General features: G+C 40.2%; 18 protein-coding genes. 11 read left to right on the top strand and 7 right to left on the bottom strand.

Features of this window, described 5'->3' with window-relative positions:
* Nucleotides 1-162: 162 nt before the first annotated feature.
* Nucleotides 163-1,200, bottom strand: a complete 1,038-nt coding sequence (csaB, locus tag NOS7107_RS18090) for a polysaccharide pyruvyl transferase CsaB (RefSeq protein WP_044500929.1) — start codon at nucleotides 1,198-1,200, stop codon at nucleotides 163-165.
* 178 nt (nucleotides 1,201-1,378) lie between these two features.
* Here csaB and NOS7107_RS18095 point away from each other — a divergent pair, with 178 nt between their 5' ends.
* The 3 genes from NOS7107_RS18095 to hisA all read left to right on the top strand — a co-directional run bounded on the left by NOS7107_RS18095 (nucleotide 1,379) and on the right by hisA (nucleotide 2,928).
* A complete protein-coding gene (locus NOS7107_RS18095; RefSeq protein WP_015114395.1) occupies nucleotides 1,379-1,726 on the top strand; it encodes a DUF2499 domain-containing protein in 348 nt (115 codons plus the stop codon).
* Nucleotides 1,723-2,043: a DUF3593 domain-containing protein gene (locus NOS7107_RS18100; protein ID WP_015114396.1), complete on the top strand. Its 321-nt coding sequence runs from the start codon at nucleotides 1,723-1,725 to the stop codon at nucleotides 2,041-2,043. The genes NOS7107_RS18095 and NOS7107_RS18100 overlap by 4 nt, the downstream gene beginning before the upstream one ends.
* 111 nt (nucleotides 2,044-2,154) lie before the next feature.
* The gene (gene hisA / locus NOS7107_RS18105; protein ID WP_015114397.1) at nucleotides 2,155-2,928 is read left to right on the top strand and encodes a 1-(5-phosphoribosyl)-5-[(5-phosphoribosylamino)methylideneamino]imidazole-4-carboxamide isomerase; all 774 of its coding nucleotides are present in this window, start codon (nucleotides 2,155-2,157) and stop codon (nucleotides 2,926-2,928) included.
* 665 nt (nucleotides 2,929-3,593) lie between these two features.
* On the opposite strand, the gene NOS7107_RS18110 is transcribed toward hisA, so the two are convergent.
* Nucleotides 3,594-4,673: a hypothetical protein gene (locus tag NOS7107_RS18110; RefSeq protein WP_015114399.1), complete on the bottom strand. Its 1,080-nt coding sequence runs from the start codon at nucleotides 4,671-4,673 to the stop codon at nucleotides 3,594-3,596.
* 40 nt (nucleotides 4,674-4,713) lie between these two features.
* Nucleotides 4,714-5,697, bottom strand: a complete 984-nt coding sequence (locus tag NOS7107_RS18115; protein WP_015114400.1) for a hypothetical protein — start codon at nucleotides 5,695-5,697, stop codon at nucleotides 4,714-4,716.
* 538 nt (nucleotides 5,698-6,235) lie between these two features.
* On the opposite strand from NOS7107_RS18115, the gene NOS7107_RS18120 reads away from it, so the two are divergent.
* The 7 genes from NOS7107_RS18120 (at nucleotide 6,236) to NOS7107_RS18150 (ending at nucleotide 16,044) form a co-directional block, all read left to right on the top strand.
* On the top strand, nucleotides 6,236-6,988 hold the full coding sequence (locus tag NOS7107_RS18120; protein ID WP_015114401.1) for a winged helix-turn-helix domain-containing protein: 753 nt from the start codon (nucleotides 6,236-6,238) through the stop codon (nucleotides 6,986-6,988).
* Between the two features lie 58 nt (nucleotides 6,989-7,046).
* A complete protein-coding gene (locus tag NOS7107_RS18125) occupies nucleotides 7,047-8,360 on the top strand; it encodes an ATP-binding protein (RefSeq protein WP_015114402.1) in 1,314 nt (437 codons plus the stop codon).
* 28 nt (nucleotides 8,361-8,388) lie between these two features.
* The gene (gene phoU / locus NOS7107_RS18130; protein WP_015114403.1) at nucleotides 8,389-9,054 is read left to right on the top strand and encodes a phosphate signaling complex protein PhoU; all 666 of its coding nucleotides are present in this window, start codon (nucleotides 8,389-8,391) and stop codon (nucleotides 9,052-9,054) included.
* Between the two features lie 309 nt (nucleotides 9,055-9,363).
* Nucleotides 9,364-11,616 (top strand): PhoX family phosphatase, encoded by a 2,253-nt coding sequence (locus NOS7107_RS18135; protein WP_015114404.1) that lies wholly within the window; start codon nucleotides 9,364-9,366, stop codon nucleotides 11,614-11,616.
* Between the two features lie 287 nt (nucleotides 11,617-11,903).
* The gene (locus NOS7107_RS18140) at nucleotides 11,904-12,524 is read left to right on the top strand and encodes a Crp/Fnr family transcriptional regulator (protein ID WP_015114405.1); all 621 of its coding nucleotides are present in this window, start codon (nucleotides 11,904-11,906) and stop codon (nucleotides 12,522-12,524) included.
* A gap of 132 nt (nucleotides 12,525-12,656) precedes the next feature.
* Nucleotides 12,657-14,300 (top strand): iron uptake porin, encoded by a 1,644-nt coding sequence (locus NOS7107_RS18145; protein WP_044500930.1) that lies wholly within the window; start codon nucleotides 12,657-12,659, stop codon nucleotides 14,298-14,300.
* 112 nt (nucleotides 14,301-14,412) lie between these two features.
* On the top strand, nucleotides 14,413-16,044 hold the full coding sequence (locus NOS7107_RS18150; RefSeq protein WP_015114407.1) for an iron uptake porin: 1,632 nt from the start codon (nucleotides 14,413-14,415) through the stop codon (nucleotides 16,042-16,044).
* 132 nt (nucleotides 16,045-16,176) lie between these two features.
* On the opposite strand, the gene NOS7107_RS18155 is transcribed toward NOS7107_RS18150, so the two are convergent.
* Nucleotides 16,177-16,434 (bottom strand): hypothetical protein, encoded by a 258-nt coding sequence (locus NOS7107_RS18155; protein WP_015114408.1) that lies wholly within the window; start codon nucleotides 16,432-16,434, stop codon nucleotides 16,177-16,179.
* A gap of 243 nt (nucleotides 16,435-16,677) precedes the next feature.
* On the opposite strand from NOS7107_RS18155, the gene NOS7107_RS18160 reads away from it, so the two are divergent.
* The gene (locus NOS7107_RS18160) at nucleotides 16,678-17,280 is read left to right on the top strand and encodes a DUF3318 domain-containing protein (RefSeq protein WP_015114409.1); all 603 of its coding nucleotides are present in this window, start codon (nucleotides 16,678-16,680) and stop codon (nucleotides 17,278-17,280) included.
* Between the two features lie 4 nt (nucleotides 17,281-17,284).
* Here the strand turns inward: NOS7107_RS18160 and NOS7107_RS18165 are convergent, their stop codons facing one another.
* The 3 genes from NOS7107_RS18165 to NOS7107_RS18175 form a co-directional block, all read right to left on the bottom strand.
* The gene (locus NOS7107_RS18165) at nucleotides 17,285-17,734 is read right to left on the bottom strand and encodes an HNH endonuclease (RefSeq protein ID WP_015114410.1); all 450 of its coding nucleotides are present in this window, start codon (nucleotides 17,732-17,734) and stop codon (nucleotides 17,285-17,287) included.
* Complete coding sequence (locus tag NOS7107_RS18170; RefSeq protein ID WP_015114411.1) at nucleotides 17,731-17,970, bottom strand: hypothetical protein; 240 nt, start codon at nucleotides 17,968-17,970, stop codon at nucleotides 17,731-17,733. Before NOS7107_RS18170 ends, NOS7107_RS18165 begins: the two co-directional genes overlap by 4 nt.
* 92 nt (nucleotides 17,971-18,062) lie before the next feature.
* Nucleotides 18,063-19,667: a glycosyl transferase gene (locus tag NOS7107_RS18175; RefSeq protein ID WP_044500933.1), complete on the bottom strand. Its 1,605-nt coding sequence runs from the start codon at nucleotides 19,665-19,667 to the stop codon at nucleotides 18,063-18,065.
* Nucleotides 19,668-19,866: the final 199 nt, after the last annotated feature.

Genomic DNA, 19,866 nt, shown 5'->3' on the forward strand with positions numbered 1-19,866 from the left:
TTGTGATTAACTTTTTATCTTCATAACCAATTATGATTAATTCCGAACCGCATACTGCACATAAAATCCAACATCCATTTGTATAAATATCAAGAGCTTTCTGTAAGTTGTCACACTCACTATCATAAATAAAATTTTCTCTATTCATTACTATCTAAAACTTTAACTTAAAACTTCAGTCAACAAATCGCGGTGTATTAAGGCACGATCGACTAAAGATTGAATTTGTGCTGATAAAAGTGGCTCACCATTTGCATAATGTTCCAGCCAAGTTTTACAAATTATATTTGCATCATCTGGTAAATTATCTAAATCCCATCCAGGTATCGCTAAATCTTCCATTAAACGATTGACTTTGGGATCATAACTCAAGGCAAAACAGCGACAACCTTCAGCAGCAGCCATAATTAAACTGTGCAATCGCATTCCAATTGCCATTTCAACACCACGATATACACCTTTTAAAAGTTGTGGATCTTCCAGACATAATATTTGACTAACATCTGCAAGATGAGGTTGAATTGCTTGGGCAATGGCTAAATCTTCACTTCTTTGAAATGGCAGCAGTAAAATAAATGCTTGGGTAGCTGTTTGAAAATCAACTAATGCCTTCGTGAGTTTAGCTAGATGTTTTGCTGTCAATTGAGGATGCGATCGCAATGTTACCGCAACTCTCGGTGCAGGTAAATCTGCTAATCCTGTTACTGGTTTACCTTGTAACGCCCAAACGGGATCAGGTGCGATGATATGGGGAATTTGCCAATCTGATAATAAAGCCGCACTGGCGCGATCGCGTACACTAATTTTGGTGCAGCCAGCAAAGTTGCGTTTTGCTAACCAACGGGTTTGGGGACGCACTAACGGGCCAATACCTTGGGCCCAAGCAATGGTTTTCAAATTCATTGTTTGCGCTAATGTCATCAATCCCCCATAATACAGAGGGCTAATAGTACTGGTGACATCTTGAATTAAACTCCCACCACCCCAAATAAAAGCATCACAAGAACGTAAAGCTTGCAGTATAGGTAGCATAGCCATCCGGTTGTGAGTTTCTACATTGTAGCGATCGCGCGTTTCTTCTGGATTACCAGAAAGCACCACAGGCGTTACATGAGATGGCAACATTTGTAGAAGCGTCGCCAGTAAAGCTTCATCACCACCATTACCTTTGCCGTAATAACCAGATAATAACGCCCGCATAGTTCCCATCTTTAGATTGTGGATTTTAGATTATCAACTTTTTCTCAGTAGTTGATAGAAAGTCAGCCATCTTGTCGACAAAAGATGAATTTCCTTGTGGGAAGATGAACTGAAGGAAGAATCAGAGGACGATTTACTCTTGACTTTTGACCTTTGACTTTTGACTTTTGACTTTCCTATGCACGCCCTATCAATTCCCACTTGGATTATTCATATTTCTAGCGTTATTGAGTGGATTGCCGCGATTTGGTTAATCTGGATTTACGGCGAACTCACTGGTAATCGTCGTTGGTGGGGATTGTCCCTAGCTATGTTACCAGCTTTGGTTAGTGCTATGTGTGCTTGTACCTGGCATTATTTTGACAATGCAGAATCTTTAGAATGGCTGGTAACGCTACAAGCTACCATGACCTTAGTTGGTAATTTTACCCTGTGGGCAGCTGCGGTGTGGATTTGGCGTTCCACCAAGTCTGTCAAAAATCCCACTGATACTATTGCCGTTCCATCTATTAAATCAGAACCATGATCTCGAAGGAAACCCTATTTGCCCTTTCTCTATTTCCCTATTTGGGTTTCTTGTGGTTTATTAGCCGTAGTCAGGAAATGCCACGTTTAGCACTATATGGATTTTACGGCACACTTGTATTTGTGGGCGTGACCATCCCGGTAGGTATATACGCCAAGGTACATTATGGAGAAACTTTAGCAAATGTAGATTGGCTACACGGTGGTGCTGAAGTATTTTTAACCCTAGCTAACATCTTACTTGTAATTGGTTTTCGCCAAGCTGTGAAGGAATTAAAAGACAGAAGGCAGGAGGCAGAAGGCAGAAGGCAGGAGTAGATATTATGGTTTCGACCTTTGAACTTGGAACTTCAACCTCAGAACCCGAAACTTCACACCTCATACTTCATACTTTTTTCCCTACTCCCTATTTTTTAAAAGGAAACTTCAATGGACGTAATTCCAGCAATCGATTTACTTGAAGGTCGTTGTGTGCGACTTTATCAAGGAGACTATGAAAAATCGCAGGTTTTTAGTGAAAATCCGGTTGATGTTGCGAAACAATGGGTAGATCAAGGTGCAACTCGCTTGCACTTAGTTGATTTAGATGGAGCCAAAGCAGGTAAAGTAGTAAACTTGAAAGCGATAGCTTCAATTGCTCAAGCAATATCAGTACCGATTGAAGTTGGTGGCGGATTGCGCGATCGCGTTAGTGTGGAACAATTGTTTAACTTGGGTGTACAATGGGCAATTCTGGGAACTGTCGCTGTTGAACAACCCCAGTTAGTGCAGGAACTCTGCCAAGAATTTCCCCAACAGATTATTATCGGCATTGATGCGCGTAATGGTAAAGTAGCAACTCGTGGCTGGTTAGAAACCTCGGAAGTTTTAGCTACCCAACTAGCTGTGCGAATGCAAGAATTAGGTGCAGCAGCTATTATCTACACCGATATTCACCGCGATGGAACTCTCAGTGGCCCCAACATCGAAGCATTACGCGAACTTACCAATGCTATTTCTATTCCGGTAATTGCTTCTGGTGGTGTGAGTTCTGTGACTGATTTGTTGAGTTTGTTAGCCTTAGAACCGCAAGGTGTCACAGGTGCAATTGTGGGACGAGCTTTGTATACTGGTGATATTTTACTAAAAGAAGCATTACGAGCGATCGGGCCAGGACGCATTCAGGACATACCCCCAAATCTGGACTTTTCCTCCTTCGCCTAAAAATAGCTTGATGCAAAATTGCGGCTAGACAAACTCAGGTTATGTCTGTTTAGCCGTAGGTAATTTCCGGAACAGCTATTTACACTGTTGTAGTTCAAGTAGTAAAGATTCTACCAACAGTAAGAGTATTCTTATGACTCGTCAAAAACCACTTAATAATGGTAAACCAAGGAAAACAGAACCTGGCGCTATTCGGTCTATTGGAAAAATTGACAGAATAAATCAACAGAAATCGAACAAACTTGATAAACCAGAATAATTTAGGATAAAACTAACCTAAATAACTATAGTAATTACAGGTATTAAAACTTTTAATTTTTAAAATATTGGGTTTCTTCTCGACTTAGAGACGTAATTATAATCACGTCTCTTTTTTATTTTTATATGTAAAATTTTTAACTAATTTCTGGATTCAGCAATATCCTTGTTGTAGGTAAACTTATCATTAATTTCCGTAGTCTTATGTCTAATCAAAAATCGAACACTAACCCACAACCCAATAAAAAATCGAATGAAGCTATTCCTCCCCGTAAAAAACCCCTGAACAACGGTAAGCCCAATAAAACCGATCCCTAATTATCACTAAAAACTCATCATCAATTATGTCTAAAAAGTAGAGGCGTAATGAGTAATTACGCCTCTAAACTGTTTTAGTTGTATCCTAACTATTTATTTTTTACCTGGCTTTTTGCCTGTTCTAAAGCTATCTCCTTAATGGCTTGGTAAGAATTTACATTTGCAGTTCCTTCAATAGCCTTAACAGCCAAATCTTGAACTTGTTTCAAAGCTGAGTCTAACTGATTAGAAAGATTTTGGATGCGTGTTTCTTGATTATTAATAGTTTGTTCTAGAGATTGTAATCTCTGCTCATAAAAACGCTTTTGTCCTTCTACTTCTTTCGCATATAAATCTGATTTTACCTTCGCCTGATAATGAGCAATACCCTTACCTTCTTCTGTAGCTTTTTTCAAAGCTGCTTCTTTATCTTTCGGGAATGCTTCTACCTTAGATTTGGCTTCTGCAAATTGCGTTTCTCGTTCTATAACTTGTTTTTCACGTTCATTCCATTGTTTTTCTGTAGCTTGTTGAAATTCTTCTAACTGCTTGTATAAAGTTTTTTGCACTTGTTCATATTCATCAGAATTCAACTTGCGCTGTAGTTCTAAATCATATTTATACTCTGATATATCTCGTTGTCGGGTTTTATTTAAGTTATCATTGCGTTCTTTAATTGACTGCTTATATTCTTCTTGTTCTTTTTGCCAAGTAATACGTTGCTCAAGGATTTCTTGCGATAACACTTCATAACGTTGATTATACTCTTCCTGATATGCCTTAGAATTATCTTCATAGGCTGTAATCAAAGTATCTAATGTATTTTCAGCAACGTCTAAATTATGTAGTTGTTTTAAGGCTGTAATTTCCATTTCTACAGATTGCCTAATTTCTCCTAATTTAGAAGCTTGCGTAGTTAACTGTTCTGATAGCTCATTCGCCGCACTACCGAAGCCTAATTGAATTTTAGCTAAACTTTCAATTGTGTAATTCATCTTCTGTTGGATAGTAGTTGGCTGATTCATAGCTATATTTGCCTCTATGTTAGGCTTATCTATATTTACAGTTTGATTAGCTTTTACAGCTTGATTTAATTGAGTTTTCAATCCTAATATTTCTTTAGATAACTCTTCATGGGCTTGCAAAATTTCTGCTTTTGTATTCTTATCTGTGAGTTTTTTACCAGCCATTATAAACCTCCAAACATTCTCGATTTTTCAGATAAAATACTTATTTATTGGCAGAATTGCCAAAAGCTCTCATTGCCAAATCTTGTGCCTGTTTCAAGGTTGTTTGTAATTGTGTAGAAATACTTTCTATTTGCTCTACTTGCTTTGTAATTGTTTCTTCCAAGCTTTGAATTTTTTGTTCATAGCTTTGCTTGCTAGATTCCCATTCTTTCTCAAATAAATCAGCTTCGATTTTAGCTTTTTGACTGGTGTCTTTAATTGCTTCTTCTCTCGCCTTTTTAACTGCTTCTTCCAATTCGGCAGGAAAAGCTGCGACCTTTTGTTGATATTCTTTAAATACCGCTTGATTATTAGAGAGAATTTTCTCCCGTTCAGCCCAATCTTTCTCTTTTTCTTGGGTTTTTTCTTGAATATCTCTTTCTAAGTTGCGTTTATTCGCTTCATAAGCATCTGTATTCAGCTTGCGAGTAGTTTCTAGTTTATATTGATATTCTTCTTGTTCTTGTTGGCGTTCTTTATTGGTCACATCATTGTATGCTGCGACGGCTTCTTCATACTCCGATTGTTCATTTTGCCATTCTTTACGCTTGAGAGCAATTTCTTTTTCAATTGCCTCTTGTTTGCTGGTAGTATCTTGTTCTAGAGTTTTTAATTTTTCTTGGTGTTCTTGAGTGAGAATATCTAGTGTATCTGCAACAATTCTAATTCTTTGTAGTTCTTGCAACTGTTGAGTGGCAATTTCTATACCTCGATTTAGTTCATCTAACTTGGAGTTTTCTTTAGCTAACTTTTCTGATAGAGAATTGACAATACTCCCAAATTCTAATTGTAAATCGGCTAAACCTTTAACAATGCTATCAACTGTATAGCTAGAAGCCGCAGTTAAAATTTCTTGGTTTTTGACTTTTTCTGCTTCTTCTTGTTTGGTAGCAATTTTTGATTCTAATTTTTTTCGTTCAGTTAAAATTTGTTGAAATGCTTGCATTAGTTGCTGTTTGCTGTCTTTAACTGCAACTGAAGTCATACTCAAACTCCCTTAATTAGCAATGAATTGATTGGGTAGCAAACCATACCAATAGCTACCCTATGCAGACATCAGAGTAACCTTTAAAACAGTAGTTTTTGTTCAGTACAAATACTGGAATGAAGGAATACTAAAACTGGGTATGGTTTTTACTTGAAATATTTATAGTATTTTTGTACTAATAACTATACTCAAACTCATTAGCCTTTGTCAATAGAGAATGGATGCTGGAATGAGAATATGTGTGAGGTATGGTAAAAAGCTTGTTTTTCGGAGATGTGGCGGTGTAAAATCACCAAATATTCAACCTAGAACGATACAAAGATAGCGGCAAAACGCTGTAGCCCTAAGTTTCACCAGGATTTTTCTTGCCAATATGCAATAAATCTGCTTTATAATATTTTGTAGACATGACTGTTACATATGTTACTTTTTGCAAATTAATTTGCAACAGTGCGACTGTAAATGCACCGAGAAGTTAGATAATTGACTCAATTCTCATATTGATACAAGCACAGGGCAGACTTTTGTGATATCAATGTACACCAGTGAATCGACCAAGTATTCTGCCAGAGCAGATATCGGACACACAAGCCAGATTCTAGTGGTAGAAGATGAAGAGTTAATCCAAGAGATGCTATCTGTAGCCTTGGAAGAGGAAGGTTATGGGGTTGTAACCGCCCCAGATGGGCGAGTGGCGATTGAGTATCTCAAAAACTTTGAAGCCAACTCAGGCGAGTTTCCCTTTGATTTGGTAATTCTTGACTTGATGTTACCGCAAATCAATGGTTTAGATATTTGTCGCTTGCTACGCCATCAAGGCAATCCAGTACCGATTTTAATGCTGAGTGCTAAGGGTAGTGAAACCGATCGCGTGTTGGGTTTAGAAGTTGGCGCAGATGACTATCTCACCAAACCTTTTAGTATGCGGGAGCTAGTGGCTCGGTGTCGCGCACTGCTGCGTCGTCAACGTTTAAGCACTTTACCGCAGCTACCAGTTCTGAAACACAAAGATGTTACCTTAAACCCCCAAGAATGTCGGGTGTTAGTACGAGGTCAAGAAGTAAATCTTTCCCCAAAAGAATTTCGGTTGTTGGAATTGTTTATGAGTTATGCTCGGCGAGTTTGGTCGCGGGAGCAGTTGCTAGATCAGGTCTGGGGGCCAGATTTCGTTGGGGATAGTAAAACTGTGGATGTTCACATTCGCTGGTTAAGAGAGAAGTTAGAGTTAGATCCTAGCCATCCTGAGTATATTGTGACTGTGAGAGGATTTGGCTATCGTTTCGGATAATCGATGAAGATAGTTGTTAGTTTATTAATCACGACGCAACTAGCAACTGGGACTCATAATGTTCTTATTGGGATTTATTCTAGGTTTGGCGGTAGGTATCGGTTTTTGGATTTGGCAACAGGTTCAACTAAACCGTTACCTAGAGAAAGTTTTGCAACCCTACTCTAAGTCTACTGATTTAGCCTTACCGCTATTACCGCGTTTGCGTCAGGAAATCAAGACATTACAGCAGCAGCGCCAAGAGTTGCAAAAATCTCTGCAAACATATCAAGACCTGTTGGATTTTGCACCAATGGGATATTTGCAAGTAGATGAAGAAAATCAACTGCTGTGGTGTAACCAACAAGCAAGAGAAATTTTATATCTGCAAAGATGGCAACCAGGACAGGTGCGTTTGTTGTTAGAGTTGGTGAGATCGTATGAATTAGACCGATTGGTTGAGCAAATACGCGATCGCCAAAAACCCCAAACTAAAGAGTGGTTATTTCATCCCTCATCCGACAATCCAGCAGAATTACCCACCATCAAGTCTATGACTTTACGCGCCTCTGGCTTGCCCTTACCCAACGGTCAGGTAGGCGTATTTCTAGAAAATCGTCAACCACTGCTAGACGTAAATCAAGAACGCGATCGCTCATTTTCTGATTTAGCTCACGAACTGAGAACGCCTTTAACTTCTATTCGGCTTGTTGCAGAAACCTTACAACATCGCCTAGAACCGCCGTTAAATCGCTGGGTTGATCGCCTGATGCAAGAAGTTGACAGACTAATTAGCTTAGTTCAAGGCTGGTTAGAACTGACACAAATTGAAGCTAACCCCAAAATGCAATTGCATCTGGAAAAAGTCGAAGTGCGATCGCTAATTGCATCGGTGTGGGAAACTTTAGAACCTTTAGCACAAAGACAACATCTCTCTCTGAACTATTCCGGGCCAGAAGATGTTTGGATTAAAGCTGATCAAGCCCGGATTTATCAAGTTTTTCTCAACTTGCTAGACAATAGTATTAAATACAGTTCTCCTAGCACAAACATTCAAATACAAGCAAAAATTAGATTTTCAGAAGATAATTCTATACATCCCACTTTAGAACTAAATTTAATTGATTCAGGTACAGGTTTTTTGGAAGCAGATTTACCGCATATTTTCGAGCGCTTTTATCGCGGGGATAAAGCCCGAACTCATTCATCCTTAGCCGATAATTCTATTGGATCGATTGTCGGTAATGGTTTAGGATTGGCGATTGTGCGGCAAATTCTTTTAGCTCATGGCGGTTCCATTACAGCCATGAACCATCCACAAACAGGTGGCGCTTGGATGCAGGTGATACTTCCCGAAGTTGTGGCGAACTCTCAAAGCCAAGACTATAGTTAATAGTATCTTCACTTTTGAGAATACAAGTGTGGAAGCTGTCGTTTATAATCCCAACCCTGACAGTTCTCAGTTAGCACGCGCTATCAGGCGCTTAGAACGAGATGTTTTACGTATGGGAGCTTTGGTAGAACAATCATTTCGCCTAAGCCACCAAGCGTTATTTGCTCGTAACCTAACAGCTGCTGAAGAACTCCCCAAATTAGATAAAAAAATTGACCGTTTTTATAGACAAATAGAATCAGACTGTACAGCAATTATGACCCAAGCACCAACAGCCCAAGATTTGCGCTGTTTAAGTGCTTTCATGCAATTAGTCCGAGATTTAGAACGTATAGGTGATTATGCGAAAGATTTAGCTAAAATTGCGATAAAACTCTTTCCTTATGAGCCTCATACATCTTTGCCAGAAATTGAAATCATGTCACACCACGCCCAGGCAATGTTAGCAACTAGCTTGGTAGCTTTGGCAGATTTAGATGAAGCTGGTGGTAGGGGAATTAAGCATTTAGATGATGCTGTTGATAATGCTTACGCTCGCCTTTATCAAACTTTAGCTCAACAACGAGATATTCCTGGAGTTGTAGAGCCAATTATCCTGCTGGCATTGGCAATTCGTTGTCTGGAACGTATGGCAGATCATGCCACTAATATTGGTCAAAGAGTAGCATATATTGTCACTGGTCAACGCACTTAAGCACAATTAATGATAAATTTTTCCCAATTACGGAATTGATTATTTAGCAAATATTGTGTTACCAAATACAACATTAAAAAAAGCGAGAATTGGAATGTGTGATTTCCAATTCTCGCTTTTTTTAGCTGATGAATCAAGAGATCCCCGACTTCTTCAAGAAGTTAGGGATCTGAACTTCCTATTATTTTGTATTGCCTAAAAAATTAAAACTTGCTTAACTAAGTTGGATTTCACTAAAAGTTTACCTAAGCTTAACCTTGCATGATTAAAGTATCCGAGATAACAATAGATATCGCTTTACCGATATAAATGACTATCCAGCGTCGAGATTTCTTGCTATTAATGGGAGGTAGCGCTAGTGCATTAGCGCTGAGTAATCTCACAGGTTGCGGTCAAAATACTACGACGCAAAAAAGCACACCATCAGTAAGAGAATCTGTATTTTCGTTTCAACCTATTAAGGGGCCAATACCCTTAGAAACCGCAGGCTTTAACCCAGAACAACAGCAAGTCCAATATAGTAGTTATGAAGTAGTTGATGACTTAGTACTGCCAGAAGGGTTTGAATATCAAGTAATTGCCGCTTGGGGTGATCAAGTTGGCGATTCGCGGTTTGGGTACAACAACGACTATTTATCGTTTATACCGACGGGAGAAAATGCTGGTTATTTAGCGGTTAACTTTGAATATATCAGTGCTATTCCTTGGATGGAAACCTATCAGCAAGTGATTGGTAAATCATTACCATTTGCTGATGTGAAAGTAGCTTTAGCAAGTACAAATTCCGCGAAAAATGCCATTAATGCTTATGCCTTACCAGATAATGACCCAGTAAAAACTAAAATTGCCGAAATTTGTCAAGCAGCTTTATTAGACCAAGGTTTAGGGGTAATTTCGCTGCGTAAAACAGCTAATGGTCAGTGGGAAAGAACTAATTCCCCAGCAGATAGACGGATTAGTGGGATTTCGGGCTTAACAGATAATCGGTATTTAAAAGCTACTGGCCCCGCAGTTGCAGTATTTCGCAAACAAACAGGTCAGGGATATATTGATAAATTTGGCGATCGCATTATTGGCACTTTTGCTAACTGTGCTGGGGGAACAACCCCTTGGGGTACAGTACTGAGTGCAGAAGAAAACTTTCAAGCCCAAGTACCGGAACCAGTGTATGCCGATGGTACCGCTTTTGACCCTAGCACACTACCGTTTGCGTTGGGTGATGAGGAATTATTCGGTCAAGGTAATGTATTTGGTTTAGCGGGGAATAAATATGGTTGGATTGTGGAAATTGACCCAGCTAACCCCCAAGATTACGGTACGAAACATACTTGGTTAGGACGTTATCGCCATGAAGCTGTGGGTGTGCGAGTAGAAGCCGGGAAACCATTAGCTTTTTATTCAGGGTGCGATCGCCGCGGCGGACACATATATAAGTTTGTCAGTCGTGATCAAGTAACTAATCCCCAAGACAAGACTAATTCTCAGTTATTACAACAGGGAATGCTGTACGCCGCCAAATTCAACGCTGATGGTACAGGTAGCTGGATAGCCCTCAAAGCAGAGACTCCTATTAATCCAGATGTTCCCAGTAGTATTGCTGGCAATATTATTTTGTTGCCACTAGGCGCTAAAGCAGAAAAATCTGACTTGAAGGCAGGTTATTTACCAGTTACCCAAGATGAAGCGATCGCCCAATACAAACAAAATTATCAAAAACTCGCAGACCTTTACACTGGTAACGCCAAAGAACAGCAAGGCGCAATTTTAATTGATGCACACTACGCCGCCAATGCAGCTGGCGCTACCTGCACAGCGCGTCCAGAAGATACGGAAATTGCACCTAATGGAGATTTATACATCAGTTTTACTTCTGGTGCGCCTGACAAACAAGGTGGTTCGGATATCCGAGTGTTTAAAAGTCCCAAAGGTGAAGCAGGTTATGAATATGGCTGGGTGATGCGTTTAACCGAAGATAACAACGACCCCACCGCTATGACTTTTCGTTGGCAAATGTTAGCCACAGGTGGAGAACCAGCCGCAGGCGGTATGGGTTTTGCAAATCCAGATAATTTATTACTAGATCCTCAAGGTAACGTCTGGATGGTAACGGACATTTCCACCACCAAACTCAATCATGCGGTTAATAACCGTAACGCTGAACCAGGAAAATCTATCAGCTTGTCTGGTTTGTTTGGCAATAACTCTATGTGGTTTATCCCTACAAGTGGCGCAGATGTGGGTAAAGCTTTTTTGTTTGCAATGGGGCCGATGGAATGTGAAACGACAGGCCCTTGTTTCACAACAGATCAGACAACTATGTTCTTATCTATACAACACCCAGGAGAAACAAATGGGACTCGTAAAAACCAAGCTAGAGAAACCAGACAATTTGTAGTGACTACTACTACAGGCAAAGAATTTTTCCAAACTCGCCAAGTTCCTATTGGTTCTAATTGGCCTGATAAAACTCCTAACGCACCTCCTAAACCAGCAGTTATTGCTATCACAAAACCTTCAATCTCTGCTAACAAACAATATCAAAAGATTCAATTAGCTACATAATCACAAATCTATTATTTATTAACCGAACATTTAGAGGATGTCTGAGAAGTATTAAATATTTTGCCTGATCCCCCTTAGCCCCCTTTTTTAAGGGGGAGGAATGAATAAAAAAATCCCCCTTAAAAGGTGGGATTTAGAGGGATCTAAAAGTCTCAAATACAACATCAAAAAGTTTTCACACATCCTCTTAGAAATTATCAAGCAAATAGCTGCTTAAAAATTAACAGATTTGCAGCGATCACCTTGTAAACTTGTCAAAACTTTCACTACATACCATAAAATTTATAATGACATCCACCAGTCTGACACCAACATTCTCCACGGCATCTGTAAGCGAACAACTATCAGTAAAAATCTTTGCCCGAAAAGAAATTATTCCCCTACGGAATGAGGTAATATGGCGCATAGAAAGGGGTGCAGTTCGTACCCTAACTTGGGCTGAAGATGGAACATTCATCACTTTAGGTTATTGGGGGCCAGGAGATTTAATTGGCTCTCCTTTATCGAAAGTTAAACCCTACCAAATTGAGTGTCTTACCAGTGTAGAGGTCAGCATTGTACCATCTTATTTGTGGCATCAAGAGATTGAAGGCTTATTTAACCACATTCAACAGTCAGAAGAACTTTTAAGCATAGTTCATCTCAAACCAATCTCCCTGCGGTTATGGAAATTTTTATTATGGCTGAGTGATAAGTTTGGCCGGAATGTCGAACAAGATAAAGTTATTGATATCAACATCACCCATCAGGAAATAGCAGAAGTTCTAAACACAACTAGGGTGACAATTACAAGACTATTACAACAGTTTGAAGAAGAAGGTGTCTTGTTAAGATACAAGCGGCGGATTATTTTGCGTTTACCAAATAAATTTACAACCCAAACTATAGGTAAAAACAATGTTTATTGACTTGTGTTAATAGCAAAGCATCTGGTATATTGATGCCTGTGATTGTGAATATGTACCCCCAGAATAAGCAGCAATTGTAGCCAGAATACAGCCATATATTGCACTAGTGGGTGTGAGTGAGAGTTAATGATAATGATCAAACTTTTCTGGAATGTACTGAAAGTCAGTCCAGCTATTTTAGCTACGGCCTTATTAGGTGCTAATAGTGCTTTAGCTGGAGAAGCTAACGAACAAATCACAACTGTTACTCAGTTGTCGGCACAGCCTGACAGTATGGGGCAAGTAACATCCGTTTCTCAATTTTCGGATGTACAGCCAACAGATTGGGCATTCCAAGCTTTACAGTCCTTAGTAGAACGTTACGGTTGTATTGCAGGTTATCCCAACGGTACATATCGCGGGAACCGGGCTTTAACTCGTTATGAGTTTGCTGCTGGTTTGAATGCTTGTTTAGACAGAGTTAACGAACTAATTGCTACAGCCACAGCTGATTTAGTTACCAAAGAAGATTTAGCGACATTACAGCGTTTACAAGAAGAATTTTCGGCGGAATTGGCAACTCTGCGCGGTCGCGTAGATGCACTAGAAGCGCGGACATCTGAATTAGAAGCAAATCAATTCTCCACTACCACCAAGTTAGTTGGTGAAGCTATTTTCGACGTATCTCAAACTTTTGGGGAAAATGTAGCGGTATCTAACCCCAACACACCAACACGAGATTTAGATTCTAATACGACATTTGGCGATCGCGTCCGTTTATCCTTACTTAGTAGTTTTACAGGCACAGATCAATTACAGGTTCGCTTACAAGCTAACAATATCGTCAACGGTACCGTGCCATTCACTGGTACAAACCAGACCCGATTAGCTTATGCAGAACCAATTCTGAACAACGACGTTCAAATCGATAAAATTAACTACGCTTTCAACCTAACCAATTTTGCTCGCGTCAAGGTTGATGTGAGTGCGGCGGAATTGTGGGAGAATGTCAACGTTTTAAACCCTGAGTTTAGAAGCAGTGGTGCAGGTGCTATCTCGCGTTACGGACGTTTCAGTCCTATTTATCGTAATGGTTCTGGCGGTTCTGGTTTAACAGTTACCCTTAACCCTCAAGGCGCTATTAGCTTAACTGGGGCTTATTTAGCACCTAGATCAAGTAGCCCCAATGCAGGTTTTGGCTTATTCAACGGTGATTACGCTGCTTTTGGACAATTAGAATTTAAGCCAAGCAAAGCTTTAAACATTGCTTTAGCCTACGCCCACACTTACGACGGTGCGAGAACTTCACCTACGGGCATTTCCAATAACAATGTTAACTTCACTGGAGGTACAGGTAGTCTCTATGCAGTGAGTCCCTTTGGTACTGGTGTTGCTACCACAGGTAATCACTACGGTATACAAGCTACTTTTAAACCTAGTGATAAATTGACGCTTGGTGCTTGGGCTGGCTATTCCAGTGCTGTAGCCGAAACTGGCCCAAACAGAGGTAGAGATGCGGATGTTGTCTATTGGGCTGGAACCATAGCACTAAGAGACTTTGGTAAAGAAGGTAACGTGCTAGGTATAGTATTCGGTCAACAACCAACAGTGACAGAAAATCCTGATGCGAGTCGTAGAGATGGAGATAGTTCCTATCATCTGGAAGGGCTTTATAAAATCAAGGTCAGCAATAACATTCAAGTCACCCCTGGTTTAATAGTAATTTTCAACCCGGAAAATAACGATAGAAACGATACTCTTTACGTCGGTACACTTCGGACAACTTTTAGTTTCTAAAATGTTACTTACGTGATATAATAGAAACAAGCTTTGTGAGTATATTTTCTGATAAAATAATAAGAAATGTACTCATAAACTTTGACGGTATGGTGTGAGTGAAAGCAAAATCATGATAAATTCTTTCTGGAATGTACTCAAAGTCAGTCCAGCAGTTTTAGCTGCGACCGTATTAGCTGCTAACAGCGCCTTAGCTGGTGAAGTTAACGAACAAGTTACAACTGTGACTCAGTTGGCTGCACAACCTGACAGTATGGGGCAAGTAACATCCGTTTCCCAGTTTTCGGATGTACAGCCAACAGATTGGGCATTCCAAGCCTTACAGTCTTTGGTAGAACGTTATGGTTGTATTGCAGGTTATCCCAACGGTACATATCGCGGGAACCGGGCTTTAACTCGTTATGAGTTTGCTGCTGGTTTGAATGCTTGTTTAGACAGAGTTAACGAACTAATTGCTACAGCCACAGCTGATTTAGTTACCAAAGAAGATTTAGCGACATTACAGCGTTTACAAGAAGAATTTTCGGCGGAACTCGCAACTCTGCGCGGTCGCGTAGATGCACTAGAAGCGCGGACATCTGAATTAGAAGCAAATCAATTCTCCACTACCACCAAGTTAGTTGGTGAAGCTATTTTCAGTGTAACTGCACCCTTTGGTGATGATCGCGCTGATACTGACACCAATACCACCAACAATCGTGACTTAGATAGCATTGTCACTTTTTCTGATCGGGTTCGTTTGAACTTATACACTAGCTTTACAGGTTCAGATAGATTGCAGACTCGTTTGCAAGCTCGAAACATTGCTACACTTAGCACAGGTGTTACAGGCACCAACATGACTCGCTTAGGTCATGATGGCGATAACAGCAATGAAGTTGAAGTTGATAAACTCAACTATGAATTCAACTTGGTGAGTGACGCAGTGCGAGTCAAAATTGACGCGTTTGGTGCAGAACTGTGGAATAACATCAACGTGTTCAACCCAGACTTCAGAAGTAGTGGTACAGGTGCGCTCTCTCGTTACGGACGTTTCAGCCCAATTTATCGGGCATCATCTCCTGGTGGAGCAGGTTTGACAGTCACTGTCAACCCCAAAGGCCCTATTAGTCTTACAGGTGCGTATCTTGCACCTAACGCTAGTGACCCATCCCAAGGTAATGGTCTATTCAACGGATCTAATGCCTACTTTGGTCAAATAGACTTTAAACCAAGCAAAGCTTTAAACGTTGGTTTTGCCTACTCTCACACTTATCAAAATGATGGTGCTGATATTGATGTCAACCTGTTTGGTAGCCAAGGTAGTTCTCTTTCTAGCAGACCTTTCGGTAACATTGGTACCACAGCTAACAACTACAGTTTCATGGCTAACTTCCGCCCCACTGATAAAATTGGTATTGGCGGTTGGGTAGGTTATACCGATGCACAAGCTGACTCTGGTACAACCTCCGGTAGCGCAGAGATTTGGTACTGGGCGGCTAATCTAGCTGTCAAAGACCTGGGTAGAGAAGGAAACACCTTGGGGATCATTTTTGGTCAACCACCCAAAGTCACCAATCTGAACTTGGGTGCTACACCAAATACCGACAGAGATACTTCTTATCACTTAGAAGGTCTTTATAAAATCAAAGTCAGCGATAACATTTTAGTGACTCCTGGCTTATTGGTTATCTTCAACCCCGAACATAACGACAACAACGATACCATCTATGTTGGTACACTGCGTACCACCTTCTCGTTCTAGAATTTAGTTTTGGATGAGATGAATAAAAGCCCGCCTAACAACGGGCTTTTATTTATGAGAACCTTTTTGTAAGGGTTTAGATCCCCGACTTCTTCAAGAAGTTAGGGATCTAAGGCTCTCGATTTTCACAAATTAAAGAGAATTATCTTCTGACTTTACCAAATCGGAGGGGGGGCGATCGCTACTCCAAGCCCACCACGCACAACCACAATGGCATTTATAGAACTCTTGCCATTTGCGACGATGTTCTTCTGAAAAGACAGGCGATCGCCGATTGATCCAAACTTGTAATGCTTCTCGACTACTAGAATGGCAAGTAGGACAGCAAAATTCGTAAGCGTGAACTGCCTCAGATGTCCATTCAGGCGGGATGGGAGCAAAAGCGTCCATGTAATTTAAAATTTAATCTCAGCAGGCAGCATATCAGCCCGAATTAATATATATCTGTTTATCTGGTATTTTCATAAAATTAGTCTGTTTTTTTACAACTCTTAATTTATGTAAAGTCAACTTAAGCCTTGGCGAATGGAATTCGCGGCTATACAAACAAAGTCCGCCTGCGCGGACTAATAGAACATTAAGAGGTGATTCTGAGCATTGTTTTGCCTGTATTTCTCACTGAAAATCACAAAGATGGAACAGAATGCTGAAATTCGTCGGTTATTAGATGTTATGCCGGCTTATGGGAGAATGACAACCAAAATAGTCAGTAAGCCAGCGCAAGCGAAAGTAATTGATGCTAATTTTCCCTTGCCTTGGAATCAAGATAGACCAATATACATTAATTTTGATTTATGGGGACGTTTAACCAAAGCACAGCGAGATTTACTACTGTTGCAGAAAGTTAGCTGGTTGATTGGGGTGAAATGGTTTAAACCGAATATTGATCAAGGTGTTGTGCTGCTGGGATTGTTAGCTGGATTAATCGAATCGTCACAGTCAGATGCTGTGGGTGTGGCGGTGGCTGGGGGATTAAGTGCGATCTCCGCTTTGCGTATCTGGCGTAGTAACAAATCATCAGAGTCGGAGTTAAATGCTGATATAGCAGCTATTAAAATAGCCCAACGTCGGGGTTATTTAGAAGCTGAAGCGGCGCAACATTTACTATTTGCAATTGAAGCCGTAGCCAAGATAGAAGGAGGTTCTGGGTTAAATTTTACTGAGTTAATTCGCTGTCAAAATTTGCGGGCGATCGCAGGTTTATCGTCTGTGGGTATTCCAGAAACTTACAGTTAAACAATTATGCTTGTCGTGGATCTTCATCGGGTGGATGCCAACCTCCTTTGATCCAAAGACGGCGTGCTTTAATGATAGATTCTTCATTATGACGTTCATCATTAAAGTCTAAACGATTACAAGTAGCACGTCCTATAGAAGTAATACCAATAATTTTTAGACCATCTGCTGACCAAATAAAGTGTTCGCACCACGTTTGTTTGCGTGGATTAAACAGAGGTAACATCTGACCTGTATCGGGATCAATTCCGGTTGTGAAGTTATAGCGATACCCGTTACAACGCTGACAAGCTAATGCTAAATTATCGGGGTCATCTGAACCAGAAAGCGATTGTGGAACAATATGGTCAATAGAAAATAGCGCGGCACTTGCTTCTTCTGAAGAATGACAATATTCACAAAGAAATTTAGCTCTTTCTCTGACTAATTTTTTGCTGGCATAACTAACTGTCATGATTCAGAAATGATTTTGGCATTGAGCAAGGTAAATATTCTATCAAGTTCTAATATACCTGCCAATTCAGCATTTTCATCTGAGGTTAGCAATCCGGCTTTTTTCTTCTCTGACAATTCTTCAAGTCGAGACTGTAATTCTTCAGTAAATTTAAATAAATATATGTTCCTAACTTGGCTGAGTTTGATTCCTGATTCTACCCAGAATGAGGGTTGAACCATCATTTGAGTAATCATAAGCTGTGTGTCTCATTTAATTTATCGAACTAGTCATATTGTAACAGTGAATCCTGCCTGCTTTCCTTGAGTTGGAATAGGATTTGGATTAATTATCGACAATGGTAAATTTTGTACTCGTAGCCGTTGACTGCTGGGAGAGATTTAGTTTCAGCAAGACATTTTTCTGTTTCTGTTGCTATGGGGGCGCGGAAATTTACTAACCACAAATCAAAGGGTTTTGGTAGGTTCTTTAAAATATTATTGAGGGTATTTGTAGAAGTATTTGGGTCTTGGTCTTGATGAGCCAGGATAAACTGGAGTGATGGTGATGGTATATTTTGGATTTTCCACTCTCTAGCGATACCCATCATTTCACCCATTTGTACATGGGTAATTTGAGTAGTCGCAATTACGGCTGGAACTTGGGATGTTTGTCTGATGACTTGTAAAAACAAATCGGGGCGGTAATATTTTTGATATCCCAAATTACAAATCACAGTTACAGCACTACAAAATCCCATCAGCCAAATTATAGCTACAGCTTGTTTGCCTGTGATTTTATAATTTTTCTCTTGAGTTTGCCAACGAACTGCTAAACTGGCTCCAAGTAAAAGAATGACGGCGGGAAAATAAACAAAGTTATAACGAGCGCCTCTGGTTAAATCAATTCCCAGAAAATAAGTAAAGACAAAAAATAAAGCGATCGCGCTTAAAATGATTCCCCATAAAACCTGAGTTTCTGGTTGCTTTAATTGAATTTTGATACCGCGAATGAATATTGGTAAAAACCAAATAAAGAAAATCAACATCACCAACCCAGAAATTAAAATAATGGCTAATTTTGGTGATTCAATAGGGAGTAAGAAAAGCATTGTCACCCAAGCTGCAAAGGCTTGGAAAAATGGATTTAACCATTCCAAACCCTGGCGCGGTTGTTGTATCCAATCTGTTAATTTATCGCCATAATTATTCTGTAAAAATATTGGTACCCAAACTATCCCTGAGATAGTAGTACCAGCAGCAACCGCATAAATTCGCCGCCAAGGAGGAGAGAATAAAGTACGTTGTCGCCAAGCCAGGAAAATCAAAACTAAGGCTTCACTACCCAGGGTAAGGACAAAAAAGTAATGGCTTGCAATCCCGAAAGCGTTAATAACTACCCAAGTAAGTGCTGTGGTGATGGGTAATTGTGTCCGATGTTGAATGTGGCGTGTAGCGATAATTAAGCAAGCAAAAGATGCAATCACCCACAAAATTGCCAAAGTGTAATGACGTGCTTCTTGTGCCAAAAAGATAGAGTATGGTGATACCGCCATAATGGCAGCAGCGATATGTGCAATCAAGCGAGAACGAAAAGTCAGCCAGCCTAAACCATAAATGGCGGGAATAGACGCAGCGCCAAAAATTGCCGAGAGCGATCGCGCCCCCCATAATGAAACTAGGCCTTGTTGTGTCGGAAATAACTGCATCCACCAGTGAGCCAAGAAAAAATACAGTGGCGGATGATTAGTTTCGTGGCTCAAGTGCGCCCAAACATCATGTGCAGTAGCACTTGATTGGGGTTGCAATGGTTGTAATAAAATATCAGGTGCGATCGCTTGATCTAAGGGTACTGGTAAAAAACTATTCCCCAAACTAAATACTAAAGTCGAAAATTCATCAGTCCAAGGTGGTTTGGCTGTTAAATTAGTTAAACGCAAACCAAGACCAATCATTAACCACAGCAATAACAGCAAAGGATGAAACCAGCGATTATTGGTGACAAAATGCCAATTACCCGATATCTGATTTGGGGTAGGAGTTTCGTCTGCTAAAGGCACGCGGCGGTTAGCAAAGGTGGAGAAAAACAGGATCGCATGTTGGTAAAATTTTGATGCACTCCCAAAAAAAACTTTCATAACCGCGCCATTTACA

Origin of the sequence: Nostoc sp. PCC 7107, from assembly GCF_000316625.1 — a bacterium.
Taxonomy (GTDB): domain Bacteria; phylum Cyanobacteriota; class Cyanobacteriia; order Cyanobacteriales; family Nostocaceae; genus Nostoc_B.